This is a genomic window from Caenispirillum salinarum AK4 (assembly GCF_000315795.1).
In the GTDB taxonomy this organism is placed as follows: domain Bacteria; phylum Pseudomonadota; class Alphaproteobacteria; order Rhodospirillales; family Rhodospirillaceae; genus Caenispirillum; species Caenispirillum salinarum.
Window position 1 is genome coordinate 174,595 of record NZ_ANHY01000002.1, and the last position, 24,682, is coordinate 199,276.

At 70.7% G+C, this 24,682-nt stretch carries 23 protein-coding genes; 17 read left to right on the forward strand and 6 right to left on the reverse strand.

Annotated elements, in window-relative coordinates; all coding sequences use genetic code 11:
• Positions 1 to 37: 37 nt before the first annotated feature.
• From C882_RS00895 to C882_RS00905, 3 genes are all read left to right on the forward strand, one after another.
• On the forward strand, positions 38 to 805 hold the full coding sequence (locus C882_RS00895; protein ID WP_201448314.1) for a transporter substrate-binding domain-containing protein: 768 nt from the start codon (positions 38 to 40) through the stop codon (positions 803 to 805).
• Positions 806 to 908: 103 nt separating this feature from the next.
• Positions 909 to 1,577, forward strand: a complete 669-nt coding sequence (locus C882_RS00900; RefSeq protein WP_009538639.1) for an amino acid ABC transporter permease — start codon at positions 909 to 911, stop codon at positions 1,575 to 1,577.
• Between the two features lie 23 nt (positions 1,578 to 1,600).
• Positions 1,601 to 2,356 (forward strand): amino acid ABC transporter ATP-binding protein, encoded by a 756-nt coding sequence (locus C882_RS00905; RefSeq protein ID WP_009538640.1) that lies wholly within the window; start codon positions 1,601 to 1,603, stop codon positions 2,354 to 2,356.
• Between the two features lie 168 nt (positions 2,357 to 2,524).
• Here the strand turns inward: C882_RS00905 and C882_RS00910 are convergent, their stop codons facing one another.
• Complete coding sequence (locus C882_RS00910) at positions 2,525 to 2,962, reverse strand: CBS domain-containing protein (RefSeq protein ID WP_009538641.1); 438 nt, start codon at positions 2,960 to 2,962, stop codon at positions 2,525 to 2,527.
• Positions 2,963 to 3,130: 168 nt separating this feature from the next.
• Between C882_RS00910 and C882_RS00915 the strand changes: the two genes are divergently transcribed.
• Positions 3,131 to 3,949, forward strand: a complete 819-nt coding sequence (locus tag C882_RS00915; RefSeq protein WP_009538642.1) for a transglutaminase-like domain-containing protein — start codon at positions 3,131 to 3,133, stop codon at positions 3,947 to 3,949.
• A 90-nt stretch (positions 3,950 to 4,039) separates the two neighbouring features.
• On the forward strand, positions 4,040 to 4,351 hold the full coding sequence (locus tag C882_RS00920) for a hypothetical protein (protein ID WP_009538643.1): 312 nt from the start codon (positions 4,040 to 4,042) through the stop codon (positions 4,349 to 4,351).
• 172 nt (positions 4,352 to 4,523) lie between these two features.
• Here C882_RS00920 and C882_RS00925 read toward each other — a convergent pair whose 3' ends face one another.
• From C882_RS00925 to C882_RS00935, 3 genes are all read right to left on the reverse strand, one after another.
• A complete protein-coding gene (locus C882_RS00925; RefSeq protein WP_009538644.1) occupies positions 4,524 to 5,255 on the reverse strand; it encodes a phosphoadenylyl-sulfate reductase in 732 nt (243 codons plus the stop codon).
• A gap of 22 nt (positions 5,256 to 5,277) precedes the next feature.
• Positions 5,278 to 6,693 carry a siroheme synthase CysG gene (cysG, locus tag C882_RS00930; protein ID WP_009538645.1) on the reverse strand — a complete coding sequence of 472 codons (1,416 nt, stop codon included), beginning with the start codon at positions 6,691 to 6,693 and terminating at the stop codon, positions 5,278 to 5,280.
• Between the two features lie 145 nt (positions 6,694 to 6,838).
• A complete protein-coding gene (locus tag C882_RS00935) occupies positions 6,839 to 8,548 on the reverse strand; it encodes an NADPH-dependent assimilatory sulfite reductase hemoprotein subunit (RefSeq protein WP_009538646.1) in 1,710 nt (569 codons plus the stop codon).
• A gap of 204 nt (positions 8,549 to 8,752) precedes the next feature.
• Between C882_RS00935 and C882_RS00940 the strand changes: the two genes are divergently transcribed.
• The 7 genes from C882_RS00940 (at position 8,753) to C882_RS00970 (ending at position 15,051) form a co-directional block, all read left to right on the forward strand.
• Positions 8,753 to 11,092: a xanthine dehydrogenase family protein molybdopterin-binding subunit gene (locus C882_RS00940; protein ID WP_009538647.1), complete on the forward strand. Its 2,340-nt coding sequence runs from the start codon at positions 8,753 to 8,755 to the stop codon at positions 11,090 to 11,092.
• Between the two features lie 58 nt (positions 11,093 to 11,150).
• Positions 11,151 to 11,477 carry a hypothetical protein gene (locus tag C882_RS00945; RefSeq protein WP_009538648.1) on the forward strand — a complete coding sequence of 109 codons (327 nt, stop codon included), beginning with the start codon at positions 11,151 to 11,153 and terminating at the stop codon, positions 11,475 to 11,477.
• Between the two features lie 375 nt (positions 11,478 to 11,852).
• On the forward strand, positions 11,853 to 12,776 hold the full coding sequence (locus C882_RS24500) for a hypothetical protein (RefSeq protein WP_009538649.1): 924 nt from the start codon (positions 11,853 to 11,855) through the stop codon (positions 12,774 to 12,776).
• Positions 12,777 to 12,872: 96 nt separating this feature from the next.
• Positions 12,873 to 13,253, forward strand: a complete 381-nt coding sequence (locus C882_RS00955) for a hypothetical protein (protein ID WP_009538650.1) — start codon at positions 12,873 to 12,875, stop codon at positions 13,251 to 13,253.
• Positions 13,254 to 13,271: 18 nt separating this feature from the next.
• A complete protein-coding gene (locus C882_RS00960) occupies positions 13,272 to 13,991 on the forward strand; it encodes a C39 family peptidase (RefSeq protein WP_009538651.1) in 720 nt (239 codons plus the stop codon).
• Positions 13,992 to 14,008: 17 nt separating this feature from the next.
• Positions 14,009 to 14,572 (forward strand): hypothetical protein, encoded by a 564-nt coding sequence (locus C882_RS00965; RefSeq protein ID WP_009538652.1) that lies wholly within the window; start codon positions 14,009 to 14,011, stop codon positions 14,570 to 14,572.
• A gap of 95 nt (positions 14,573 to 14,667) precedes the next feature.
• Positions 14,668 to 15,051: a hypothetical protein gene (locus C882_RS00970; RefSeq protein ID WP_009538653.1), complete on the forward strand. Its 384-nt coding sequence runs from the start codon at positions 14,668 to 14,670 to the stop codon at positions 15,049 to 15,051.
• 15 nt (positions 15,052 to 15,066) lie between these two features.
• Here the strand turns inward: C882_RS00970 and C882_RS00975 are convergent, their stop codons facing one another.
• Both C882_RS00975 and C882_RS25345 read right to left on the reverse strand, forming a co-directional pair.
• Positions 15,067 to 16,464, reverse strand: coding sequence for a transporter (locus C882_RS00975; RefSeq protein WP_009538654.1), 1,398 nt, complete (start codon positions 16,462 to 16,464; stop codon positions 15,067 to 15,069).
• A 38-nt stretch (positions 16,465 to 16,502) separates the two neighbouring features.
• Entirely contained in the window at positions 16,503 to 17,984 is a 1,482-nt protein-coding gene (locus tag C882_RS25345; protein WP_160166758.1) for a sigma-54 interaction domain-containing protein, read from the reverse strand.
• Positions 17,985 to 18,307: 323 nt separating this feature from the next.
• Here C882_RS25345 and bchI point away from each other — a divergent pair, with 323 nt between their 5' ends.
• The 5 genes from bchI to C882_RS01005 are packed head-to-tail and all read left to right on the forward strand — an operon-like array spanning position 18,308 to position 24,640.
• Entirely contained in the window at positions 18,308 to 19,411 is a 1,104-nt protein-coding gene (gene bchI / locus C882_RS00985; protein WP_009538656.1) for a magnesium chelatase ATPase subunit I, read from the forward strand.
• Positions 19,408 to 21,177 carry a magnesium chelatase subunit D gene (locus tag C882_RS00990; RefSeq protein WP_009538657.1) on the forward strand — a complete coding sequence of 590 codons (1,770 nt, stop codon included), beginning with the start codon at positions 19,408 to 19,410 and terminating at the stop codon, positions 21,175 to 21,177. The genes bchI and C882_RS00990 overlap by 4 nt, the downstream gene beginning before the upstream one ends.
• The gene (gene bchO / locus C882_RS00995; RefSeq protein ID WP_009538658.1) at positions 21,161 to 22,090 is read left to right on the forward strand and encodes an alpha/beta fold hydrolase BchO; all 930 of its coding nucleotides are present in this window, start codon (positions 21,161 to 21,163) and stop codon (positions 22,088 to 22,090) included. Before C882_RS00990 ends, bchO begins: the two co-directional genes overlap by 17 nt.
• Positions 22,087 to 23,628, forward strand: a complete 1,542-nt coding sequence (locus tag C882_RS01000) for a phytoene desaturase (protein WP_009538659.1) — start codon at positions 22,087 to 22,089, stop codon at positions 23,626 to 23,628. Before bchO ends, C882_RS01000 begins: the two co-directional genes overlap by 4 nt.
• Positions 23,609 to 24,640: a phytoene/squalene synthase family protein gene (locus C882_RS01005; RefSeq protein WP_009538660.1), complete on the forward strand. Its 1,032-nt coding sequence runs from the start codon at positions 23,609 to 23,611 to the stop codon at positions 24,638 to 24,640. Before C882_RS01000 ends, C882_RS01005 begins: the two co-directional genes overlap by 20 nt.
• Positions 24,641 to 24,682 lie beyond the last annotated feature (42 nt).

A 24,682-nucleotide genomic window follows, 5' to 3' on the forward strand; every position in this document is an offset into this window, starting at 1 on the left:
CCTTGCCGGGGCCAACACGATGAACAAGGAGAACACCGTGAACAGGACCTGGATTTCGCGCCTGAGCCTGGCCGCCGCCGTCGCCGTGCCCGCCGCGGTCGCCACCCCGGCCGCCGCCGAGACGCTGGAAGCCGTCACGGACCCGTCCTTCGTGCCGTTCGAGATGATGGACCAGGAAACCGGCGAGATGGTCGGTTTCGACATGGACATCCTGTCCGAGGTCGCCAAGCGCGCCGGGTTCGACTACAACCTGCGCACCATGGACTTCAACGGCATCATTCCGGCCGTCCAGACCGGCAACGCCAACGTCGCCATCGCCGGCATCACCATCACCGAAGAGCGCGAGAAGATCGTCGACTTCACCGACCCGTACTACGACAGCGGCCTGCGCCTGCTGGTGCCCCAGGACAGCGACGTCGACGAAATGGCCGACCTGGAGGGCAAGAAGGTCGGCACCAAGATCGGCTCGACCAGCTACGACTACCTGACCGCCAACCTGGAAGACGCCGACATCACCCCGTACCCGGGCAGCGCCGACATGTACATGGCGCTGATGTCGGGCAGCGTGGACGCCGTGTTCTACGACGCGCCGAACGTGGGCTACTTCGCCAAGACCAAGGGCGGCGACAAGGTCAAGACCGTCGGCCCGCTGTACGAGGGCCAGCAGTACGGCATCGCCTTCAACGACGGCTCCGAGTGGGTGGACGACGCCAACGAGGCGCTCGCCTCCATGAAGGAAGACGGCACCTACGCCGAGATCTACAAGAAGTGGTTCGGCGAAATGCCGAGCAGCGAAAGCAACTAAGGCAACCTGACCCCCGTCTTTTCGGGGCCGCGCACCGGGGCAGGGCCGCACCCCCGCCCCGGTGCGTGCCGTTTGAGCACAGGAGACCGAGGAGACCCCGCACGTGGGCAACTTCCAGTTCGACTGGCAGGCGATGATCAGCTCGATCCCGCACCTGCTGGAAGGCATCCCGTACACCCTTCTCATTTCCGGCGTCGGACTTGTGTTCGGGTTCGTCCTGGGCATCGTTTTCGGGCTGCTCAGCATCAACCCGATACGCCTCCTGCGCTGGCCGGCCATCGCCTATATCGAGGTGTTCCGCGGCACGCCCGTCCTGGTGCAGGTGCTGTTCATCTTCTACGGCCTGCCGGAGGTTCTGGGTGGTCCCATTGATGCGCTGACGGCCGGCATTGCCGCCATCGCGCTGAACTCGGGTGCCTATATCTCGGAAATCGTGCGCGGCGGCGTGCAGTCCATCGACAAGGGCCAGCGGGAAGCGGGCCTGTCGCTGGGGCTGTCGCGGCTGGACACCTTCCGCTACGTCATATGGCCGCAGGCGTTGCGGCGCATGATCCCGCCGCTTGGCAACCAGGCCATCGTGTCCATCAAGGACACCTCGCTGTTCGCCGTCATCGGCGTCGGCGAACTGGTGCGCCAGGGCCAGATCTACATCGCCACGACCTTCAACGCGCTGGAGGTCTACCTGATGGTGGCGATCCTGTACCTGGTCATCACGCTGACGCTCTCCGCCATCCTGCGCGGGCTTGAGCGCAGCGGTCTGGTCGGTCAATGAGCGGGACGGGGAGGACGACGACAATGGCTGACCCCATCGTCGAGATGAAGGACGTCAACAAGTACTTCGGCAGTCATCACGTGCTGAAGGACATCAACCTGGAGGTCGTGCCCGGCGAGAAGATCGTCGTCATCGGCGCGTCCGGCTCGGGCAAGTCGACGCTGATCCGCTGCGTCAACGGGCTGGAGCCCTTCCAGGGCGGGCGCATCGTGGTCGACGGCCACCCGCTGGAGCCCGGCAACACCAGCAAGACCAGCCGCAGCCTGCAAGCCATCCGGCGCGAGGTCGGCATGGTCTTCCAGCAGTTCAATCTGTTCCCGCACCGCACCGTGCTGAAGAACATCATGCTGGCCCCCATGCGGGTGCGCAAGGTGGGCAGGAACCAGGCGGAGGAAACGGCCCGGCGCCTGCTGGACCGTGTCGGCATCGGCAATCAGGCGGACAAGTTCCCGACCCAGCTTTCGGGCGGCCAGCAGCAGCGCGTGGCGATTGCCCGCGCGCTGGCCATGGACCCGCGCGTGATGCTGTTCGACGAACCGACGTCGGCCCTCGACCCGGAAATGATCGGCGAGGTGCTGGACGTCATGCGCGAACTGGCGGCCGAGGGCATGACCATGATGGTGGTCACCCACGAAATGGGCTTCGCGCGGGAGGTGGCCGACCGGGTCATCTACATCCACGAAGGCCAGATCGTGGAGCAGGGACCGCCGGCGGAAGTCTTCGACAACCCGCAAAGCGAACGCACGAAGGCCTTCCTGTCGCGGGTGCTGAAGCACTGAGAAGGGGCGGGGCGGCTGATACCGGACGTGCGCCCCTGCTGTCGCAGGGGCGGCGGGTTCTGTAAATTTCTGTTTTAAAACACAAAAATACTCGTCATTCCTGCGAAAGCAGGAATCCACATACGGTGTCAGACGACGGGCGAAACGACCAGCGCCGCCCCGCCAGCCTCACCTCGCGTTCGTAATGTACTCCCGCATGTGCTCGGCATCGTTGGCAATCTGGTCGATGCGGTGTTTCACCACGTCGCCGATGGACACCAGCGCCATGAGCATTCCCTCGCCGTCCACCACCGGGAAATGGCGGATGCGGCGTTCGGTCATCTGGGCCATGATGTCGTTGATGCGGTCCGTCGGGCGGCAGGTGATGACCTCGCGCGTCATGATGTCGGCGATGGGCCGGCCCATGATCTCGGTGCCCTGGCTCGCCAGCGCGCGGATGATGCCGCGGTCGGAGACGATGCCGTCGATGCGGCGGCCGTCGTCGCAGATCACCAGCGCGCTGATTTCCAGCTCCCACATGGTCTTGATGGCCTCTTCCACCGTCATGGTGCTGCGGGCGGTGTGAACGGCGGTACCCTTCTGAGACAGGATCTTGCTGATCGTCATGCCGCGCTCCCCGGTCTGGAGTGGCCGTGGCGGTGGCCGGTGAGGCCCCGCCACGGGGGTTACTCATTGTGCGCGCCGGCCTCGGCGGCGCCTCGGACTAATTTGGGGGCGCATGGCGGCGGAGAAAAGCGTTAGCATGTGCGGAATCGCCGCAAGGGAGAGCACGCCATGCTGCTGCGGGTCGGTTACGACGTGCGATACGATTGTCCCGGCCCGACGCCGATGATCGTGCTTTTGACCATCCACCATTCCCTGTCGCACGCCATGCTGCGGCCCGATCGCCTGGCGACGGACCCGCCGGTGCCCATCACGCCCTACCGCGACGGTTTCGGCAACTGGTGTTCGCGCCTTGTCGCGCCGCCGGGGACCATGCGCCTGACCACCGACGCCACCCTTCGCCTGCCCCGTGTGCCCGACGAGCGGCCGCCGCCCGACGCGCCGCTGACCCCGGTGCAGGACCTGCCGCCGGAAACGCTGGTCTATCTGCTGGGCAGCCGCTATTGCGAGACGGACCGGCTGTCGCAGGCGGCGTGGGACACCTTCGGCCATCTGCCGCTGACGTGGGCGCGGGTGGAGGCGGTGAACGACTGGGTCCACAGCCACATCACCTTCGGTTACCACTTTGCCCGCCCCACCAAGACCGCCTTCGAGGCCTTCACCGAGCGCACCGGCGTCTGCCGCGATTTCGCGCACCTGGGGGTCGCGCTGTGCCGCGCGCTGAACGTGCCCGCCCGCTACTGCACCGGCTACCTGGGCGACATCGACATCCCGCCGCCGGCCGGCCCCATGGACTTCGCCGGCTGGTTCGAGGTGTTCGTGGGCGGCCGCTGGTACACGGTGGACCCGCGCAACCGTGTACCGCGGGTTGGCCGGGTACTGATCGCCCAGGGCCGCGATGCCGCCGACGTGCCGCTGACCCACATCTTTGGCCCTGCGGGGCTGACGTCGTTCCGCGTCTGGACGGACGAGGTGCCCGAGGGCGGCTGATCCATCGGGCTGTCACGGAAGTTTCCGTATACGGCGCGGGCGGGGGCGTCCACTGTCGCGGCACATCGACAGCAAGGATGGAGGCTTCCCATGCCCCACGCCCATCTCGTGCCGCACGAAGTGGTCGCCCAGGCCCGCGCCCGCCTGTCGCGCGACGGCATCGACGCCCGCCCGGTCTACGTCGTCGGCCCGGATCGGGAGGACGGCGAGGTGGAGTTCTTCACTGCCGCGGGTCTGGTCTGGCCGGTGGTCCTGCGCCTGGACGGCGAGGGCGTGGTGGCGACGCCGGTGGACGCCGATCCGGCCCCCGGCCCGTCGCCGCTGTCTGAAGCGCTGGACCGCCTGACCGACCTCCTGTCGGCCGCCACCCCGCGCGAGCCCGCGCCGGAGGCGGCGGAGTAGGGGGTATCGCGAGGCGGCTAGCGGCGTGCTTGGGCCCCTGCGTTCGCAGGGGCGACGGGTGTTGCAAGGTATTGTTTCACACCCCTGAATTTTCCGTCATTCCTGTGAAAGCAGGAAACCACATCCGGTGCCAACCATCCTGACCCACCTGGATCAGCGGCGAGCGCACTTTTCAAATCCCGTCGCCGCTTCCCGTGAAGTGAATGCCGCATTCGGTCTTGTCCTGGCCCCGCCAGCGGCCGGCGCGGATGTCCTCGCCGGGCTGAACGCGGTCGGTGCAGGGCATGCAGCCGATGGACAGGAACCCATCCGCCTCCAGCGGGTGGCGCGGCAGCTTCGACGCCTCGAACCGCGCCTGGATCTCTTCGCGCGTCCAGTCGGCCAGCGGATTGATCTTCACCCGTCCGTCGACGACCTCGGCCTTGGGCAGGCTGGCTCGCGTGGCGCCATGGAAGCGCTTGCGGCCGCTGATCCAGGCGTCGAAGCCGGACAGCGCGCGTTCCAGCGGTTCCACCTTGCGCAGGGCGCAGCAGGCGTCGGGGTCCTGTGTCCACAGGATGCCGTTGGGATCGGCGGCCTGCACGGCGTCGCGGCGCGGGCGGATGGAGCGCACGTCGGTCAGTCCCAGGCGCTCCGCCACCTTGTCGCGGTAGCGCTGCGTCTCGCCGAACAGCTTGCCCGTATCGACGAACAGCACCGGCACGGTGGGGTCCACCGATGCCATCAGGTCCAGCAGCACGGCGGCTTCCGCGCCGAAGGAACTGACCAGCGCCAATCTGCCGGAGAACATCTCCACGGCCCGTTCCAGCAGTGCTTCGGCCGACAGGCTTTCGTCGGCGAGCGCCGCCAGGGCGGGGGATGCGTCGGGAAGGTCGGCGAGGGCCTGGGCGGAGGAGGAATGCATGATGTTGGCTCCCTGACCTGACTTACACGGCGCCGGCCGCGAGCGGCGGGGCCTGAACGGCGACATCGGCGACGGCGGCCTGGCAGACCTCGCCGATGAACAGAAGGGCGGGGCCGCTGACGCCGGCGGCGGCCACCGTGTCGGCCAGCGCGCCAAGGGTGGTCGGCAGAGTGCGCTGGTCGGGGCGAGTGCCGTTCTCCACCACGACGCAGGGCGTGGCGGGATTGCGGCCGGCGGCCATGAGGCGGCGGGCAATGGCGGGCGCGGTGGCGACACCCATGTAGACGACAACCGTATGCCCCGGCCGGGACAGGGCTTCCCAGTCCAGGTCCGGCGCACCCTCGGCGTCTCGGGCGTGGCCGGTGACGAAGGTCGCTCCTTGCGCATGGTCGCGGTGGGTGAGCGGGATGCCGGTTGCCGCAGCGCAGCCGAACGCCGCCGAAACACCGGGCACCACCTCCACCGGAACGCCGGCGGCCAGCAGGTGTTCGCGTTCCTCACCACCGCGGCCGAACAGGAACGGATCGCCGCCCTTCAGCCGCACCACGCGCTTGCCGGCGCGGGCGTGGTCAACCATCAGGGCCTGGATATCGGCCTGCGGCATGGTGTGACGGCCGCTGCGCTTGCCGACGTCGATGCGCAGGGCATCGCGGCGCACGCATTCCAGAATCTCCGGCGAGACCAGGCTGTCGACCAGCACCACGTCGGCGGTCTGCATGGCGCGCAGGGCCTTGAACGTCAGCAGGTCCGGGTCGCCCGGCCCGACGCCCACAAGCTGGACCAGGCCCGGCGTCTCGCCGGCCTGGTTGCGGTTGAGGCGGTCGATCAGCGCCGACCGGGCGCGCGGCTCATCGCCCGCCAGAACGGCAGAGGAGACGGGACCGTCGAACACCCATTCCCAGAACCGGCGGCGGGCGTCGGCGGGCAGGGCGCGGGCGACGGTGGAGCGGAAGCCGTCGGCGAAGCGCGCCAGCGCGCCGGTGCGGGCGGGCAGCAGGGCCTCGATCTTCGCGCGGATCGATCGCGCCAGCACGGGCGCCGATCCGCCCGATCCGATGGCGACAACCAGCGGGTCGCGGTCGACGATGGCGGGCATGAGGAAGCTGGACAGGTCCGGTCGGTCCACCACGTTCACCGGCACGCGCGCGGCCCGGGCGGCGGCGGCGACGCGGGACAGCAGGGCGTCGTCGTCCTCTGCCGCACCGATCACCAGCAGGCGGCCGTCCACGTCCTCGTCCGTGAAGGGGCGCGCGTGCACCGTCACCGCACCGGTATCGGCCAGGGCCTGAAGCTCGGGATGCACGGGCGCGTCGGCGACGACGTCGACCCGCGCGCTGGCCTTGCTCAGCAGGCGCGCCTTGCGGGCGGCGTTCACCCCGCCGCCGACGATCAGCAGCGATCCGCCGGTGGTGGTGAGGAAGATGGGGAACTGCTCCATGCCGTGCCCTCCAGGGGGTGCAGGGTCCCCGCCTCCTCCGCCGATGCCGCGCCTGCGGGGAAGGCGCCCGTCAGCGGGGGTCGAAGCCGGGCGCCGAAGGACGCGGACCGGCGGAGGAGGTCGGGAAGGGTTGGGCCGGGGCGGACTATTCCGCCGCCTCGGCCATGGCATTCAGGTGGTCAGCCAGGGCCTGCGTGCCGAGCCGGTGACAGAAGTCGCCGAAGCGCTCGCCGTCCTGGCGCTGTTCGGTGAACAGGCCGAACAGGCGGCCCAGCAGCACCGGCACGTCGGCCTCGGGCACCTTGTCCTGCAGCTTCTCGTTCAGGCGCGTGCCCTCGAACGATCCGCCGACGAACACCGCGTACTTGCCCGGCATCCGCCCGACCAGCCCGATTTCCGCCGTCGGCGGGCGGGCGCAGCCGTTGGGGCAGCCGGTGATGCGCAGGCTGACGGCTTCGGTGCCGATGCCGTGGCGCTCCATCTCGGCATGGATGGCGGCCACCAGCGGATCGCGCACACGCTCGGCTTCGGTCAGCGCCAGGCCGCAGGTGGGCAGGGCGGGGCAGGCGAGCGTCCAGCGGTCGAGCGTGACGATGTCTTCCGCCAGCCGCACGCCGCGGGCGCGCAGTTCGTCCTCGATGTCCGTCCGGTCGCTGGGCTCGACGTTGGACAGGATGACGTCCTGCTCGGGCGTCAGCACCATGTCCACGCCGAACCGCTTGACCACGGTGCGGAGCGCGGTGCGCAGTCGGACGGCTTCGGTGTCCTGGATGCGGCCGCTGGAGACGGGCAGCCCGAGGTACCAGCGCCCGTCGCCCTGTTCGTGCCAGCCCATGTGGTCGGCGACCTGGAAGGCCGGCATGGGGCGCGCGTCCTCCAGCAGACCGCCGAAGTATTCCTCCAGCGTCTTGCGGACCCAAGGGATGCCCTTGTCCTCCAGCACGTATTTGAGGCGCGCGCGCTTGCGGTCGGCGCGGTTGCCGTGGTCGCGCTGCAGGGCCACCACCGCCTCCACGCCCCGGATCAGGTCATCGGGCCCGACGAAGACCAGCGGGGTGCCGAGCCGCGGGAACGTGTCCTCGCGGTTGTGGGTTTGCCCCAGCCCGCCGCCGAGCGCGAAGTTGTAGCCCGTCAGCGTCTCGCCCTCGAACAGGGGGATGATGCCCAGGTCGTGGGTCAGGATGTCGACCGAGTTGTCCTCGGGCAGGGCGATGCCGATCTTGAACTTGCGCGGCAGGTAGAGCTTGCCGTAGATGGCGTCTTCCTTCGCCAGCCCGTCGGCGCCCATGTCCACCGGCTCGCCGTCCAGCCAGATCTCGTGGTAGGCGCCCGAGGTCCAGTTGAAGCGTTCGGAAATGCGCCGCGCGTCCTCTTCCAGCCGCCGATGCTTGGCGTCGGCGATGGGCGCGGGATGGCTCATCACGTTGCGCACCACGTCGCCGCAGGCGCCCAGCGTGGTCAGCAGGCTGTCGTTGATGCCCGCAATCGCCGCCTTCAGGTCGCCCTTGAGGATGCCGTGGTACTGGATGCCCTGGCGCGTGGTGACGCGCAGGGACCCGTTGCCGCAGGTGTCGGCCAGGGTGTCGAGCGCCAGATACTGCGCCGCCGTCACCCGGCCGCCCGGGATCTTGGCGCGCACCATGACGCTGTATTCCTTCTCCAGCCCCTGTTTCTTGCGGGCCGTCGCGGTGTCGCGGTCGAACTGCTCGTAGGCGCCGTGAAACTTGAGGAGCTGGTGCGCGGCCTCGGTGAAGGCACCGGGCTCGGCCAGTTCGGCCTTCAGGGTGCCGCGCAGGCCCTTGCTCTCCTGCTTGATCGCCTCGACGGCCGACGGCGCGGTGCGCTTCTGTGCCATGCCTGGTCCCTGCTGTGCTGCTGCGTGACGGGCCGGCGTGGGAAATAGTCTGCCGGCTGTGTGGATCACACCATAAAACACACCGTCGCAGAGTCAAACGATAAAAAACAACACAAAGAAAATGTTGTAAAGGCGGCCGGTTCCTGAGCCGGCCCGCTTGTCGTATGGTCGAGCAAAGGCATCGGACATCAGGGAGGCGCTTTCATGGGTCGTTTCGGCGCGGGACAGGCCATCCGCCGGGTTGAGGATCAGCGATTCCTGACCGGCACGGGGCACTACACCGACGACATCGCCCCCGCCGGTCAGGTGCATGGCGTGACGGTGCGGTCGTCCTTCGCCCACGGCAAAATCCGCGAGCTGGATGTAGAATCCGCGCGCGAGATGCCGGGTGTTCTGGCCGTGCTGACGGCTGCCGACCTGGAGGCGGACGATATCGGCGACCTGCCCACCATTGTCCGCCCCAGGAATGCCGCCGGCGAAAAGATGCCCGTGCCGCCGCGCCCCGTGCTCGCCCGCGACACGGTGCGCTTCGTCGGCGAGCCGGTGGCCTTCGTGGTGGCCGAGACGCTCCAGCAGGCCCGCGATGCCGCCGAGGCCGTCGTGCTGGATGTGGAGGACCTGCCCGTCGTCGGCGGCCTGTCCGCCGCCTCGGCCGATGGCGCGCCGGAGGTCTGGCCCGACCTGGCGCCCGGCAACGTGCTGGTGGACTGGTCCATGGGCGACGCCGATGCGACAGAGGCCGCCTTCGCCAAGGCCGACCGGGTGGTGAGCCTGGACCTGGTCAACAACCGCCTCGCGCCGACTCCGCTGGAGCCGCGCGGGGCGTTGGGGGAGTACGATGCCGCGGAGGAGCGGTTCACATTGACCACCGGCAGCCAGGGCTCCCACACCCTGCAGGGGTGGCTGTGCCAGAGCGTGCTGAAGGTGCCGCCGGAAAAGCTTCGCGTCATTTCGCCGGACGTCGGCGGCGGCTTCGGGATGCGGCTGTTCCTGTTCAACGAGCACGCCCTGGTGCTGGCCGCCGCGCGCAAGGTCGGCCGCCCTGTGAAATGGGTGGCGGAGCGCACCGAGGGCTTCCTGGCCGACACCCACGGCCGCGACCACCTAAGCCATGCCGAACTCGCCCTGGATGCAGAGGGTCGGTTCCTGGGGATGCGTGTGGACACCCGCGCCAACGTCGGCGCCTATGTCTCGCAGATGGGTGCCTTCGTACCGACCATGGCGGGCACGGCCATGCTGCCCGGCGTCTACACCATTCCGACGGCCTACGCCCGGGTGCGGGTGATGACCACCAATACCGCGCCCGTGGACGCCTATCGCGGCGCCGGCCGGCCCGAGGCGTCCTATGTGATCGAGCGGCTGGCGGACGCCGCCGCCGAGGCGACGGGCCTTCCGCGCGATGAAATCCGTCGCCGCAACTTCATCCCGTCCGACGCCATGCCCTACAAGACCGCGCTTGGCCGAACCTACGATTCCGGCGAATTCGCGCGGCTGATGGACGAGGCCATGCGCCGCGCCGGCTGGGCCGGGTTCGAGGACCGCCGTGCCGATGCCGCCCGGCGCGGGCGCCTGCGCGGCATCGGCATGAGCTATTACGTGGAAGCCTGCGGCGGCGGCGGCGACGAGACGGCCCACGTTCACCTGGACCGCAGGGGCAACGCGACCGTGCTCATCGGAAGCCAGTCGTCGGGCCAGGGGCACGAGACCGCCTACGCGCAGATGGTGGCGGCGGAGCTGGGCCTGCCCATGGACCGCATCCGCGTCGTCCAGGGGGATACGCAGGTGGTGCCGACGGGCAAGGGCACCGGCGGCTCGCGCTCGCTGCCCGTCGGCGGGGCCTCGCTGTCGCAGGCGGTGGACAAGGTGGTGGAGACGGGCAAGGCCGTCGCGGCGCGGCTGCTGGAGGTGCCGGTGGACGACGTCACCTTCGATGCCGGCACCTTCCGGGCGCGCGGCACCAACGCGGTACGCTCTCTGGCCGAGGTGGCGGCGGCGGCTTTCGACGAAAGCCCCGACGCCGACGCCCCGGGCATCCGCGAGCAGGCGGCCTGGACCCCGCCAGAGGCCACCTATCCCAACGGCTGCCACATCTGCGAGGTGGAGATCGACCCTGAGACGGGCCAGACCTGCATCGTCGGCTATACGGTGGCGGACGACATGGGCGTGGTGCTCAACCCCATGCTGCTGCGCGGCCAGATCATCGGCGGCATCGTCCAGGGTGCGGGCCAGGCGCTGCTGGAGGAAGTGGTCTACGACGAGGACAGCGGCCAGCTGGTCACCGGCACCATGCTCGACTACGCCATGCCGCGGGCCGACCTGCTGCCCGACATCGACTTCTCCACCGTGGAAATCCCCTGCCGCACCAATATCCTTGGCGTGAAGGGCGCGGGCGAGGCGGGCACCATCGGCGCCGCTCCGGCGGTGATGAACGCCGTGCTGGACGCGCTGCGGCCCGCCGGCGTCCATGACATCCAGATGCCGGCGACGCCGCTCAAGGTCTGGCAGGCCCTGCAGGCGGCCGCCGGCCGCGCGGCGGCGGAGTAGGTGACTGGCGCGGCGCTTGCTTGGTGAGGGGCATACCCAGCCGGAAAGGGTTTCCGTCATGCTCCAGATGTCGCGCCCATTGATCCTCCTTGTCCTAGGCCTTGCCGTTTCCGCCGCTGCATCGGCGCAGGAGGCCGCGGACTCCCCCTTCGGCACCGCCCCGCTGACGGAGGCCGAGGCCGCCCGTCCCGCCGCGCCGATCCGGCCGCTCATGCGTCCCCAGGTTCGCACGGGCGGCGGCGATGTCGGGGATCTGGACACCTACGCCGATGCGGGCAGGGCCGGCTTCGCCACAAGCCGTAGCGACATCAACCAGGATATCGGCCTGACGCCCATCATCGAGCTGACGACGCCGAAGCTCGTCACCAAGGGAGGTGGCTTCTAGCCGGCCGCCTCAGCCATCCGGCGCAGCCCGGGTCATCCATTCATGTGCTTGAAACCGCGATAAAGGCGTCCTTGCCAAAGGGCGCCTTTCTTGTGTGTACACAAGGGTTTAAGCGTTCTTGACGTTTCCGGACGGAGCGAAAAGGTCGGCTTTTCCTGTGTCTGCGGCGCAGCCGCGGTGGCCGATGACGCGGCGGCGTTAAGCGGCGCGAACGGAGGCGGCCTCGCCATCGGCCGGAGCCCGCGGAAAACCCCGGGATTCGGCGAATCCGTGGCAGTGGCACGATCCTTGATGGAAGGGGCATGGCCGTGACGGCGGGATGGCCCGCCGGCCTTCGGCAGGATCCGAAGACCAACCTCTTCAAGGAGAGCCCCAATGACCGTCAAGCACGTTCTGCTCGCCGCCGTGTCGTCCTTCGCCCTGCTGGCCGCCGCGCCGGCCATCGCGCAGGATGCCAACTCCGAAGCGGGCCCGGGCAACGCCGCCCAGGACGACGCCTTCATCGGCGACGACAACAATGCCTACAGCAACAACACCAACGACAACAGCTTCGACTCGGCGGACAACAACAGCACGAACGACAGCTGGAACTCCAACGACGACAACAGCACGGTCGACAACGACGACTTCAGCAACAACAGCGATAACAGCACCAACGACAGCTTCGACTCGGCCGACAACAACAGCACCAACGACAGCTGGAATTCCAACGACGACAACAGCACGGTCGACAACGACGATTTCAGCAACAACAGCGATAACAGCACCAACGACAGCTGGAACTCGGCCGACAACAACAGCACCAACGACAGCTTCAACACCGACAACACCAACAACAGCGACAACAGCTCCAACGACGATTTCAGCACCAACGACAGCTTCAATTCGGCGGACGACAACAGCACGAATGACAGCTTCAACAGCGCCGACAACGACGACAACAGCACGAACGACAGCTTCAACTCGAACGACGACAACAGCACCAACGACAGCTTCAACACCGACAACAGCGTCGCCGACGCCTACAAGACCATCGACAGCTACAACACCACCGACTCCCCGACCCTGGGCGCCGGTGCCAACCTGGTCATGGGCAGCGTCGCGATGAACGACACCGCGCTGAACGCCTCGACCACCAGCGGCCTGTCGGGCGATGTCTATCGCCGTGGCTCGGTGATGACCGGCGACATCCGCAACACCGAGATCAGCGGTTCGCGCGGCATCAGCCAGCTGAACATGAACACCGGCGTCGCGGCGATGAACAACAGCGTGTCCATCAACTCGCGCATCGGCGACTGATCGGCCGTTCGGCCCGACCGGCGGGGGCAGGCCCACCCCCCGCCGGTCGCGGACCGACCGTCGCTTCATCGGCCCGCCATGACGAGGATGCTGGACATGTCGCACTTTATCGACCGCACTGCCGTCGCCGCCCGCGTGCTGGCGCTCGCCGGCCTTCTGGCCGCGCCCGCGTCCGCCCCGGCGCTCGCCGACGGCGCCCAGGCGTCCGCCCTGTTCGGCGGTGCACCGCTGGTGGAGGCGGACACGCTGGCCACCGCGCGCGGCACACAGAACACCACCATCACCGGCGATGTCGGCGTCAACCTGTCCGACCAGCGCGGCACCATCGCCGGCAATGCCATCACCGCGCCCACCGTCAACGGCGCGCTTGGCGGCAACAGCGTCTCGGACAACCGGGGCCTGACCATTTCCAACTTCAACACGGGCAACTTCAACACCTTCCAGACAAGCGTTCAGTACAACATCTTCCTTGATTGAGCCGATGCCGGAGGTTTCATGCGATACGCGCCGTTGATGGGTCTGGCCGCCCTTGCATTCGGCTTCGCCGCGGCACCCGCCGCCGTCCCGTCCGCCTCGGCCGGCGAGGTCGTGCTGGGCGGCGTCGGGCTGGGCGGGACCTTCCGCGTGCCGGCCCGCACCATGCACGAGGCCAAGTTCGCCACCGTCTTCCGCCAGCAGCACGACTTCTCGTGCGGCTCGGCGGCGCTGGCCTCCCTGCTGACGTATCACTACGGCATCGAGCGCGGCGAACTGGACGTCTTTTCCAGCATGTACGAGCACGGCGACCGGGCCCGGATCGAGCGCCTGGGGTTTTCCCTGCTGGACATGAAGCAGTACCTGGCGCGCCTGGGCATCGGGTCCGACGGCTACCGCGTGCCGCTGGAGCGTCTGGCGACGGCCCGCCTGCCCACCATCGCGCTCATCGACAGCGACGGCTACCGCCACTTCGTGCTGGTGAAGGGGCTGGACGCCAAGACGGTGCTGGTGGGCGATCCCGCGCGCGGGCTGCGCCGCATCCCGCATGACGAGTTCAAGGCCATGTGGAACGGGATCGCCTTCGTCATCACCGACGACATCCCGATCGGACAGGCCAGCTTCAACCGCGATCCCGAGTGGGAGTTGCTGCCCCCGGGGGCGCCTCTGGGAAAGGCCCTGCCGCGCACGGCGCTGGCGACGTTCACGGCCAGCCTCTACCGCGCCGGCAACACCTGGTGAGCCGAAAGGAGTCCGCCATGACCGCCGCTCTTGTCCGCCGCGTTGTCTCCGCTCGATGCATCGCCGCGGCCATGGCCGCCGCCGGGGCGCTGGCGCTGGTGCCGGGTGCGGCGGGTGCCGCCGATCCCGCGCCCTTCGCCGGCGTGGCGCCGGTGAAGGCCGCGACGCTGGCCGAAACGCGCGGGGGGATGCGGATCGGCGCGTTCGACTTCGACATCGGCGTCGCGCTCAACACGGCGCTGGACGAGGGACTGGACCTGACCTCGCGGTTCCAGGCGGTGGGGGGACGCCTTACGCGCGCCGGGGCCGCCGTCGGCAGCGCGGCCGGGGCGGCGGGAAACGCCATCGCCGACCTGCCCAACGGCGGCGTGGCCTGGCGCCCGGCCGACGGCCTGACGGTGCTGCACGATCCCGCCGGACTCGGCGGGTCAACCGTGTTGAACCGTCTGGACAACCAGGCGATCCGCACCCGGCTGGAGGTCAACATCCGGGTTTCCAACTACCGCGAACGCCTCGGCGCGCTGCAGACCGGGCGCGCGCTGTCGGGTATTCTGCGCGAGATGCGCGCCGCATCGCCCTGACGGGGCCGCGCACCCGCGCACGACGGTGAAAAACAATAAGACAGTAAGAGAGAGTTCCAGGAGGTAGAGAGTCGGGATACAGACAGGAGTCGCCCATGCCCAAGCGATCCGTTCCCCGCCGCCGCGCCCGCCGAAAGCCGGGTGCCGGCGCATCCGTCGCCGCCGCCGCACTGGCGCTTTCGCTTGCCGGGGCGGTGACGGCCCCGTCGGGCGCCCGTGCCGATGACGGCGGCGGTGACCCCTTCGACACGGCCGCCGTTTCCACCGACGCCCTGGGAGAGGCGCGGGGCAACGGCCTCTCGGTCCTGACCGACGGCCTGCTGGAAACGCGCGTGGGCGTCGTTCTGTGGGACGAGGTTCCCAAGCCGCCCCGACGGCCCCAGCCGCGCAATGCCGGCGGCGGAGGCGGCGGGGCGAGTTCGACGGCCCCCAACACGCTGTCGCTCCACTTCATCTCCAACCTGAGCCCGGGAGACTGAGTCGGGGCGGCCCCGTCAGTCCACCGGGAAGCGGTAGGGCACCCGCAGCGTGACGCGGGTGTCCGGCGCTTCCTCCGTCAGTCCGGCGGCGATGCGCAGGTCGACGGAGGTCCGGTCGTTGAACCGATAGTTGCCGCCCAGCAGCATTGAGGCGGAGTGGGCGTCGTCGCCCTTCGTGGTGACGCCGTTCACTTCGGTCTCGGTCCCGAAGATGTAGTCGTGTTCATAGCCCAGGCTGATGCTGAACCGCTCGTTGAAGCCGATGCCGACGCCGAAGCTGAGCCCGATGGAATCGCCTGGGTCGACGGTGCCGATGCGGGTGGGGGTATCCACGGCACCGGGGTTGGGAATCAGCAGGTCGACATCCCTCGACGGCGTGTAGGCGTAACCCAGGTTGCCGAAGATGACCACCGGGTCCGCCGGCACCAGGGCGGTGATGCTGGGCTCCACCGTCCAGAAGCCCGATCCGGTCGGCAACTCCGTCTCCAGCCCCGTCTCCGGGTCGCGGTCGACGTCGAAGGGGCCGCGCCCGGTGGGCGTCTTGATGCGCAGGTTGCCGATGAAGATGGGCCAGTCCTCGGCGCCGTCGTTGAACTGGTAGTGGACGCCGGCCTCCACGTCGCCGATGCCGTAGCCCTCCAGATCGCGGACGCCGCCCTCTCCGGGCAGCGCGTTGACGGCCGTGGTGATCGTGCGGTCGTTGCTGTAGGTGTAGGGCACGCGCAGGTCCACCTCCAGCCGGTCCGTCACGCCGTAGCGCGCGCCGACCGCGGCCGTGGCGCGCTCGCGCTCGGTTTCCGTCGCCTCGATGACGCCGAACAGCACGGCTTCGACGATCTCCACGCCCTCGAAGAAGAAGCGGTTCGATGACGAGGTGGAGAACTCGATCTCCGGCTCGACGATCACCGTGCCCTGGGGGGTCAGCACGCCGCCCTGGTCGCGGATGACCGCCAGGTCGACCTCGCGCACCGTGCTTTGCGGCGCGTCGCCCGGCGCCGTCGAGCCTTCTTCCGCCGCTGCGTTCGGCGGCGGCGCCTGCGGTGCCGCGGCCGGGGCTTGTGCCTGCGCCTGGGCCTGGGCCTGGGCCACCTGCGGCGCCGGGGCGCGCTGTGGGCGCTCGGCGGCGCGGGGCGGCACGGTCAGGCCGCGGCCGGTCTGTGCCGCCAGGACAAGGTCGGACAAGGCCTGGCGTTGCGCCTCCAGTTCACGGCGCTGGCGCTCCAGTTCGGCGGCCTGCGCGGCAAGCCGCGCTTCCTGTGCCGCCAGCCGGGCGTAGACGGCCTCGGTGCTGGTGCCGGTCGCGGCGCCCGCGCCGCCGCCCGCCGCCGTCGGCGCAGGCGTGCCGGAGCAGGCGGCCAGGGCGAGGGAGAGGGTAACCAGGGATCCTGTCTGCAACGGTCTGATGGCCGTCATCGCGGAACCTCTTCTGAACGGGGCGGTGGGGTGGCGGGTCATCGGCGGGTTTTCAACTCGAACCGGCGGGCCAGGTCGTGCTTCTTCATCAGGCTGTAGAGCGTGACGCGCGAGATCCCCAGTGTCTCAGCCGCCGCGCTGGGCCGGTTGTGGGCATGGCGCATGGCCGACAGCACGGCGGCCTTCTCGGCCTCGGCACGGGCGGCCTCCAGGGACGGAGGCGGAGCCTCGGAGCCGGCGGCGGGATCGTCGTTCAGGCCCAGGTCGGCGCTGGTGATGCGGCCGCGCCGGCACAGGGTCAGCCCGCGGCGCAGGGCGCTGATGAGCTGGCGCACGTTGCCTGGCCAGGGATGGTTGCGGATCGCCACCAGGGCCTCGGGCGTCAGGCGGGCGAGCGGCTTGCCATGGGCGTGGCGCAGGCGATCGATGTAGTAGCGCGCCAGCAGCGTCACGTCGTCGCCGCGCTCGCGCAGGGGCGGCAGGTGCAGGCGCAGCACGTTCAGGCGGAAGAACAGGTCGCGGCGGAAGGTCTTGGAGTCCACCGCCTCCTCCAGGTCCACGTTGGTGGCGGCGATGATGCGGGTGTTGATGCGCAGGGTCTCCAGGCCGCCGACCCGCTCGAAGGTGCCCTCCTGCAGGAAGCGCAGCAGGTGGGGCTGCAGGTGCATGGGAAAGTCCCCGATCTCGTCCAGGAACAGCGTGCCGCCGTCGGCCATCTCGATGCGGCCGGGGCGGCGCTGGTGGGCGCCGGTGAAGGCGCCCTTTTCGTGGCCGAACAATTCCGCCGCCACCAGGTCGGCGGGAATGCCGCCGCAGTTGATGGCGACGAAGGGGCCGCCGGCGACGGCGGACCGTTCGTGGATGGCGCGGGCGGCCAGTTCCTTCCCGGTGCCGCTCTCGCCGGTGATGAGGACCGGCACGTCGGTGGCGGCGAAGCGGCGGATGCGGGCGAAGGCCTCCCGCATGGCGGTCCCGTCGCCGACCATCAGCGGCTCGCCGTCGGCGGTGGCGCCTGCGCTTCCGCCGCCCGAGGGCATGTCGGACGCGGCGCCGGCGGCGTCTATATGCCACAGCAGCCACAGGCGGTGCAGGTCCGCCGTCAGGTCCGCAAGCGACAGGGGCAGCGGCGCCACCAGGTGCGCCACGCCGTCGGCGACCAGGGTGGCCACGGTTTCGGATTCCAGCTCCTCGGGCTCGACCGCGAGCAGAAGGCGCGCGGCCGGAAACGCCTCGGCCGCCGCCGCCGCCGCCGAGGCGAGGTGGCGCCGCAGACGGCCGCGGCCTTCGATCACCACGGCGAAAACGCGGTGTCCATCGTCGACGGTCGACATATCGCCCGGGCCGACGATCCGTCGAACCGTGAAGCGCCCACCGCCGAGCGCCGCGCTTTCGGACGCCTTTTCCTCGTCCGATCCGACCACCAGTGCGACGGCCGCGGGTGTTGCGGTCTCCGTTGACCTGGAGGCGCGGTCGGCGGTGCTCGCCGGCCGGTGTGCCGGTGGTGCCGGGGCCTTCCGCATGGATGCCTTCTTCTCTTTCTTTGGACGCTGGGCAAGCCTACAGGGCCGAGAGCCGACGCTGCGAGACACAATTGCTTCCATCACCCACATGTGCCGCGGCCGCTAATCCGGGCGATTGTGCAGAGCGGGATAAAGGGTCGTAGAGCGAAAGCGATCATGGGTGGTGCCTCCGTACCTTCGGCCAAGAGCGCAGCCTTGATGCGACTTATGTGTGTAGCGGGCGCAAGACTTGGTTGTGTGTAACGAAATGTTGACGTCAACTATGATGGAGGGCCATACTCGGGGCATAGAGCGATCCAACGCCATTGATGCGAGGAGTTCCCATGCCGACAGCCGCCTCTCTCGCCCCGGCTCCGGCCCAGGCCCAATCCGGCTTGGCGGCGTCGGTTCCGTCCGCCGCGGCGGCGCCCTCGCGCTATCCGTTTTCCGCCATCGTCGACCAGGAGGCCATGAAGACCGCCCTGCTGGTCGCCGCCGTCGATCCCTCGGTGGGCGGCGTCATGGTGTTCGGCGACCGGGGCACGGGGAAGTCGACGGCGGTGCGCGCCCTGGCCGGGCTGCTGCCGTCCATGACCGTTGTGGAGGGGTGCCGCTACAACCGCGATCCAGCCGACCCGGCACCATGCGTCGCCGGTTGCCCGGGGTGCCGCGGCGGTGCCGCGGCATCGGTGTCCGCCCCGGTTCCGGTGGTGGACATGCCGCTGGGCGTCACCGAGGACCGCGTGCTGGGCGCCCTGGACCTGGAGCGGGCGCTGACCCGCGGCGAAAAAGCGTTCGAGCCCGGCCTGCTGGCCCGGGCCCATCGCGGGTTCCTCTACGTGGACGAGGTCAACCTGCTGGAGGACCACCTGGTGGACCTGCTGCTTGACGTCGCGGCTTCGGGCGAGAACGTGGTCGAGCGCGAAGGCCTGAGCGTCCGTCATCCCGCCCGCTTCGTGCTGGTGGGCAGCGGCAATCCCGAGGAGGGCGAACTGCGCCCGCAGCTTCTCGACCGCTTCGGACTGGCGGTGGACGTCGGCACGCCGCGCGACGTCAAGACGCGCGTGGCAGTGGTCAAGCGCCGCGACGCCTTCGACCGCGACCCGGCCGCCTTCGCCGCCGCCTGGGCGGCGGCCGAGGCCGAGACGCGCGCATCCGTCGTCGCCGCCCGGGACCGGCTGGCGGCGGTGGCCGTGCCCGACGATGCCCTGGAGCAGGCCGCCGCCCTGTGCCTGGCGCTGGGCACCGACGGCCTGCGCGGCGAACTGACGCTCATGCGCAGCGCCCGCGCCCTGGCCGCGTTGGAGGGGGCGCCGGCGGTAGCCGCCGGCCACCTGCGGCGCATGGCGCCCCTGGCGCTCGGGCACCGCCTGCGCCGCGACCCGCTGGACGAGGCGGGCTCCGGCGCCCGGGTAGCGCGCGCGGTGGAGGAGGTCTTCGCGCCATGACCGACGCCGCCGCCCCCGGCGGGGCCGGCCTGTGCTGGGCCGATGCCGCCTACGCCGCCGCCCTGCTGGCCGTCGACCCGGCGGGGTTGGGCGGCGCGGTGCTGCGGGCGGCGCCGGGGCCGGTGCGTGAGCGCTGGCTGCGGCTGTTCCGCGAGCGTCTGCCGGAGGCGGCGCCGATGCGGCGCATCCCCGCGCATGTTTCCGACGACGGCCTGCTCGGCGGCCTTGACCTGCCGGCCACCCTGCGTGCCGGCCGTCCCGTCGCCCGTGCCGGACTGCTGGCCGGGGCGCATGGCGGCGCGGTGGTGGTTCCCATGGCCGAGCGTCTGTCGGCGGGCGTCGCGGCGCGGCTGCGGGCCGTGCTGGACGAAGGCCGGGTGCGGGCCGCGCGCGAGGGGCTGGCGCTGGAGGCGCCGGCGCGGCTGGGCGTGGTGGCGCTGGATGAAGGCACTGCGGACGACGAGGCCGTGCCGCCCGCACTCGCCGATCGCCTGGCCCTGCATCTCGATCTGCACCCCTTCCGTCCCACCGAGCCCGCAGTCGTGCCCGACGCGGCGGCCGTTGCGGCGGCGCGGGCACGGCTGGGTTCGGTATCCGTGGGCGACGACGTGGTGGAGGCGCTGAGCGCGGCGGCCGTGGCGCTGGGTGCAGACTCGCTGCGCGCGCCGCTTTTGGCTGTGCGTGCCGCCCGGGCGGCGGCGGCACTGGCCGGGCGCGCCGCGGTGGCGGAGGCCGATGTGGCCCGTGCCGCCATGCTGGTGCTCGCCCCCCGCGCCACGCGCCTTCCCCAGGCGGAGCCGGAGGCCGATCAGCCCCCGGAGGCGCCGGGCGAGGACGATCCGCGGCCGGACCAGGACGGGGCGGGCGGCGGCGAGGCTTGTGACGGCGACGGGCAGGAGGCCGCCGGAGCCGTTCTGCCGCCGGGCCTGCTGGAACAGTTGAAGACGGCCGCGCGTCTTCAGGCCGCCGGGCCGTCCGTCGGCCGCACGCCGGTCAGGCGGCGCGCACAGGGGCCGGGGCGTCCCGCCGGCATCCGCGCCGGGCCACCGCCGCCGGGCGCGCGTCTGGCGGTGGTGGAGACCTTGCGCGCGGCGGCGCCCTGGCAGCGGCTGCGGGGTGCTGCGCCGGGCGAGCCCTTGCGCATCCGGGCCGAGGACTTCCGCCACCAGCGGACCAATCCGCGCACGCGCACCACCACCATCTTCGCCGTCGACGCCTCGGGCTCCGCCGCGGTGGCGCGCCTGGCGGAGGCCAAGGGCGCGGTGGAGTTGCTGCTGGCCGACTGCTACGTGCGCCGTGACCGGGTGGCGGTCATCGCCTTCCGCGGAACGGGCGCCGACCTTCTTCTGACGCCGACCCGGTCGCTGGCGCGCGCCCGGCGCTGCCTTTCGGCGCTGCCCGGTGGCGGCGGCACGCCCTTGGCCGCCGGTCTGGACGCGGCGCTGGCGCAAGTGGAGGCGGCCCTGCGGCGCGGCGAACGGCCGGTTGTGGTGGTGCTGACCGACGGCCGCGCCAATGTGTGCCGGGACGGAAAGGGCGGCCGCCGGGCCGCCGCCGCCGAGGCCGAGGCCGCCGCCCGGTCGCTGCGGGCCTCCGGCGCCGCCTGCCTTGTCGTCGACACCGCCACCCGGCCCGAGGCGCTGGCGGCGGCGCTGGCGGCGGCCATGGCGGCACGCTATCTGGCCCTGCCGCACGCCGACGCGGCGACCCTGTCCCGAGCCGCCCGCGCGGCGGGAGAGGAGGGCGGCCATGCTGTTCCCGCCTGAAGCCCCGGACTGGGACCGCGACGGCCGCGACTGGCCCAACCGCGAACACAGCCGCTTTGTCGCCGCCGCCGGCCTGCGCTGGCACGTACAGCGGGCGGGCGAGGGACCGGTGGTGGTGCTGCTGCACGGCACCGGCGCCTCCACCCACACCTGGCGTGACGTGTTGCCCCTGCTGGCGCGCGAGATGACCGTCATCGCCCCCGACCTGCCGGGCCAGGGGTTCACCGAGCCGCTGCCCTTCCACCGGCTGACCCTGGGCGGCATGGCGGCGGCGGTGGCCGATCTGCTGCGGCGGCTGGAGGTGGCGCCGGCGATGATCGTCGGCCACTCCGCCGGCGCGGCCATCGCCGTGCGCATGGCCCTGGACGGGCGTGTCCGTCCCGACCTTCTGGTCAGCCTGAACGGGGCGCTGGTGGGGTTCGACGGCGTGGCGGGGCACCTGTTCCCGTCGCTCGCCAAGCTTCTGTTCGTCAACCCGCTGACGCCCCGCCTGTTCGCCATGCGTGCCGAGGAACCCCGCGTGCGCCGGATGCTGTCCGAGACCGGCTCGACCATCGGCGCGCGGGGCGAGGAACTGTACCTGCGCCTGTTCCGCAAGCCCGGCCACGTCGCCGGCGCGCTGGGCATGATGGCCGGATGGGACCTGCACGGGCTGGAGCGGGCGCTGCCGGACCTTCGCTGTCCGCTGACGCTGGTCACCACCCGCGACGATCGCATGATCCCGCCCGAAAAGGCCCGCCGCGCCGCCGGGCGCGTGCCGGGCGCAACGCTGCTGGTGCAGGAGAGCGGCGGGCACCTTGTTCACGAGGAACGGCCCGGGGCCATTGTCGCCCTGCTGCTGGAGACGGCACGCGAGGCCGGCGTCCTGCCGGGGAAGATCGCGCCTCCGGCCGTCAACGGAGGTCCGCCATGACCGTCATGCCGCCGCCCCGCGATCTTTCCGCCGCATATCCGGCCGCTGACATGCGCCCCCACGCCGTCGTCATCGGCTCGGGGTTCGGCGGACTGGCAGCGGCGGTGCGCCTCGGCGCGCGGGGATACCGGGTGACGGTGCTGGAGCGCCTGGACCAGCCCGGCGGCCGGGCCAACGTCTTCCATCAGGACGGCCACGTCTTCGACGCCGGGCCGACCATTGTCACCGCCCCCTTCCTGCTGGAGGAGTTGTGGAGCCTGTGCGGCCGGCGGCTGACCGACGACGTGACGCTTGTTCCCATGCACCCCTTCTACCGCATCCGCTTTGACGACGGCGCGACCTTCGCCGCCTCCGCCGATGCCGACGCCATGCGGGTGGAGGTGGAACGGCTGGCACCGGCCGATGTGGCGGGCTACGAGCGGTTCTTCCGGGAAGCGGCCGACATCTACCGCGTCGGCTTCGAAAAGCTGGGTGCCGTGCCCTTCGGCTCGGCGGCCGACATGCTGCGATGCCTGCCGGACCTGATCCGCATGGGGGCGCACCGCAGTGTGTGGCGGCACGTGGCGTCCTGCGTGAAGGACGAGCGCCTGCGCACGGCGCTCAGCTTTCATCCGCTGTTTATCGGCGGCGATCCCTTCAGCGTCACCTGCGTCTACAGCCTGATTGCGTATCTGGAACGCCGCGACGGCGTGCACTTCGCCATGGGCGGAACGCACAGCATCGTGCGCGGGCTGGTGGGGCTGATCGAAGGGCAGGGGAACGCGGTGCGGCTGAAGGCCGACGTGGCCGAGATCATCACCCGCGACGGCCGGGCCGCGGGCGTGGTGCTGGCGGACGGCGAGGCCATCGCCGCCGACGTGGTGGTCTCCAATGCCGACACCGCCTGGACCTATTCACGGCTCTTGAAGCCGGAGGCGCGGCGGCGATGGACGGACGCGAAGGTCCGCCGGGCGCGGCAGTCCATGGGCGTCTTCCTGTGGTACTTCGGCACGGACCGCCAGTGGCCGGAAGTGGACCATCACACCATCGTGCTCGGCCCCCGCTACAAGGGTCTGCTGACGGACATCTTCGGCCGCAAGGCGCTGGCCGGCGACATGAGCCTCTACCTCCACCGCCCGACCGCCACCGATCCCGGCCTCGCGCCGCCGGGGCGGGATACCTTCTATGCGCTGTCTCCGGTGCCCAACCTCTCGGGCGGGGAGACATGGTCGGCGGAGCGGGTGGAGGCCTACCGTCGGGCGGTGGAAAAGCGGCTGGAGGAGACCGTGCTGCCCGGCCTGCCGGCGCATGTGAGCGCCAGCCGCGTCGCCACGCCCGTTCACTTCCGCGACCGCTACAAGGCGTGGCACGGTGCGGCCTTCGGCATGGAGCCGGTGCTGACGCAAAGCGCCTGGTTCCGCCCCCACAACGCCAGCGAGGACGTGGCCGGGCTGTTCATCGTCGGCGCCGGGACCCACCCGGGCGCCGGCCTGCCGGGCGTGCTGTCGTCGGCCAAGATCCTGGATGAGGTGGTGCCCCATGCGTCGACCGTCCGCTGAGCCGCTGGCAAGCCCCGCCGACTTCGCCGCCTGCCGCGAAACCATTCGCGGCGGGTCGCGCACCTTTTATGCGGCGTCGCTTCTGCTGCCGCCGCGCCTGCGCGGGCCGGCCTATGCGCTCTATGCCTTCTGCCGATCGTCGGACGACGCGGTGGACGAGGGCGCGGACCCCGCCGCCGCCGTGGTGCGCCTGCGCGCCCGGCTGGAGCGCGCCGCCGCCGGCCGGCCGCTCGACCACCCCTGCGATCGGGCGTTCGCCGCGACGCTGGCCGCCCATGCCATCCCGCCGGCGCTGCCTGCCGCGCTGCTGGAGGGGCTGGCCTGGGACGCCGAGGGTCGCTCCTATGAAACACTCGCAGACCTGCGCACCTACGCCGCGCGGGTGGCGGGAACCGTGGGCGCGATGATGACGCTGCTCATGGGGCGGCGGGAGTCGTCCGTGCTGGCGCGGGCCTGCGACCTGGGTGTGGCCATGCAGCTGACCAACATCGCCCGCGACGTGGGAGAAGACGCCCGGCGCGGCCGCCTCTACCTGCCGCGCGCCTGGATGCGCGAGGCGGGGCTCGATCCTGACGCCTTCCTGGCCGCGCCCGCCACGACGCCGGCGCTTCAGGGCGTGGTGGCGCGGCTGCTGGCGGAGGCGGATGGGCTGTACGCGCGGTCGCGGCCGGGCATCGACCGGCTGCCCCGCCGCTGCCGGCCGGCGATCCAGGCCGCCCGCGTGCTCTATGCCGAGATCGGGCGGGCGGTGGAAGACCCGGTGGCGCGTCGCGCGGTGGTGCCGTCCGGGCGCAAGCTGTGGCTTCTGGCCCCGGCGCTCGTGGCGGCGGCACGACCGGCGCGGGCGGAGGGGCTGGCGCTGGAGGCCCTGCCGGAGACGCGGTTCCTGGTGGACGCGGTGACGAACGCGCCGGCGCCTCTCGGGGCTGGCCAGCGGCAGGGCGCGGCGGAATGGACCATCGACCTGTTCCTGGAACTGGCCCGGCGGGAACGGGCGGCCTCGGCGCCGTGAATCCCTTTACAGCCATCACCGAAACGGAAAACGGCGCCACCT

Coding starts and splice junctions, on each gene's coding strand:
- C882_RS01000 (WP_009538659.1), top strand. CDS start 22,087: ATGACCGTCATGCCGCCGCCCCGCGATCTTTCCGCCGCATATCCGGCC.
- C882_RS00945 (WP_009538648.1), top strand. CDS start 11,151: ATGCTCCAGATGTCGCGCCCATTGATCCTCCTTGTCCTAGGCCTTGCC.
- C882_RS00940 (WP_009538647.1), top strand. CDS start 8,753: ATGGGTCGTTTCGGCGCGGGACAGGCCATCCGCCGGGTTGAGGATCAG.
- C882_RS00925 (WP_009538644.1), bottom strand. CDS start 5,255: ATGCATTCCTCCTCCGCCCAGGCCCTCGCCGACCTTCCCGACGCATCC.
- C882_RS00920 (WP_009538643.1), top strand. CDS start 4,040: ATGCCCCACGCCCATCTCGTGCCGCACGAAGTGGTCGCCCAGGCCCGC.
- C882_RS00910 (WP_009538641.1), bottom strand. CDS start 2,962: ATGACGATCAGCAAGATCCTGTCTCAGAAGGGTACCGCCGTTCACACC.
- bchO (WP_009538658.1), top strand. CDS start 21,161: ATGCTGTTCCCGCCTGAAGCCCCGGACTGGGACCGCGACGGCCGCGAC.
- C882_RS01005 (WP_009538660.1), top strand. CDS start 23,609: ATGCGTCGACCGTCCGCTGAGCCGCTGGCAAGCCCCGCCGACTTCGCC.
- C882_RS25345 (WP_160166758.1), bottom strand. CDS start 17,984: ATGCGGAAGGCCCCGGCACCACCGGCACACCGGCCGGCGAGCACCGCC.
- C882_RS00905 (WP_009538640.1), top strand. CDS start 1,601: ATGGCTGACCCCATCGTCGAGATGAAGGACGTCAACAAGTACTTCGGC.
- C882_RS00975 (WP_009538654.1), bottom strand. CDS start 16,464: ATGACGGCCATCAGACCGTTGCAGACAGGATCCCTGGTTACCCTCTCC.
- C882_RS00955 (WP_009538650.1), top strand. CDS start 12,873: ATGTCGCACTTTATCGACCGCACTGCCGTCGCCGCCCGCGTGCTGGCG.
- C882_RS00915 (WP_009538642.1), top strand. CDS start 3,131: ATGCTGCTGCGGGTCGGTTACGACGTGCGATACGATTGTCCCGGCCCG.
- C882_RS24500 (WP_009538649.1), top strand. CDS start 11,853: ATGACCGTCAAGCACGTTCTGCTCGCCGCCGTGTCGTCCTTCGCCCTG.
- C882_RS00990 (WP_009538657.1), top strand. CDS start 19,408: ATGACCGACGCCGCCGCCCCCGGCGGGGCCGGCCTGTGCTGGGCCGAT.
- bchI (WP_009538656.1), top strand. CDS start 18,308: ATGCCGACAGCCGCCTCTCTCGCCCCGGCTCCGGCCCAGGCCCAATCC.
- C882_RS00935 (WP_009538646.1), bottom strand. CDS start 8,548: ATGGCACAGAAGCGCACCGCGCCGTCGGCCGTCGAGGCGATCAAGCAG.
- C882_RS00960 (WP_009538651.1), top strand. CDS start 13,272: ATGCGATACGCGCCGTTGATGGGTCTGGCCGCCCTTGCATTCGGCTTC.
- C882_RS00970 (WP_009538653.1), top strand. CDS start 14,668: ATGCCCAAGCGATCCGTTCCCCGCCGCCGCGCCCGCCGAAAGCCGGGT.
- cysG (WP_009538645.1), bottom strand. CDS start 6,693: ATGGAGCAGTTCCCCATCTTCCTCACCACCACCGGCGGATCGCTGCTG.
- C882_RS00965 (WP_009538652.1), top strand. CDS start 14,009: ATGACCGCCGCTCTTGTCCGCCGCGTTGTCTCCGCTCGATGCATCGCC.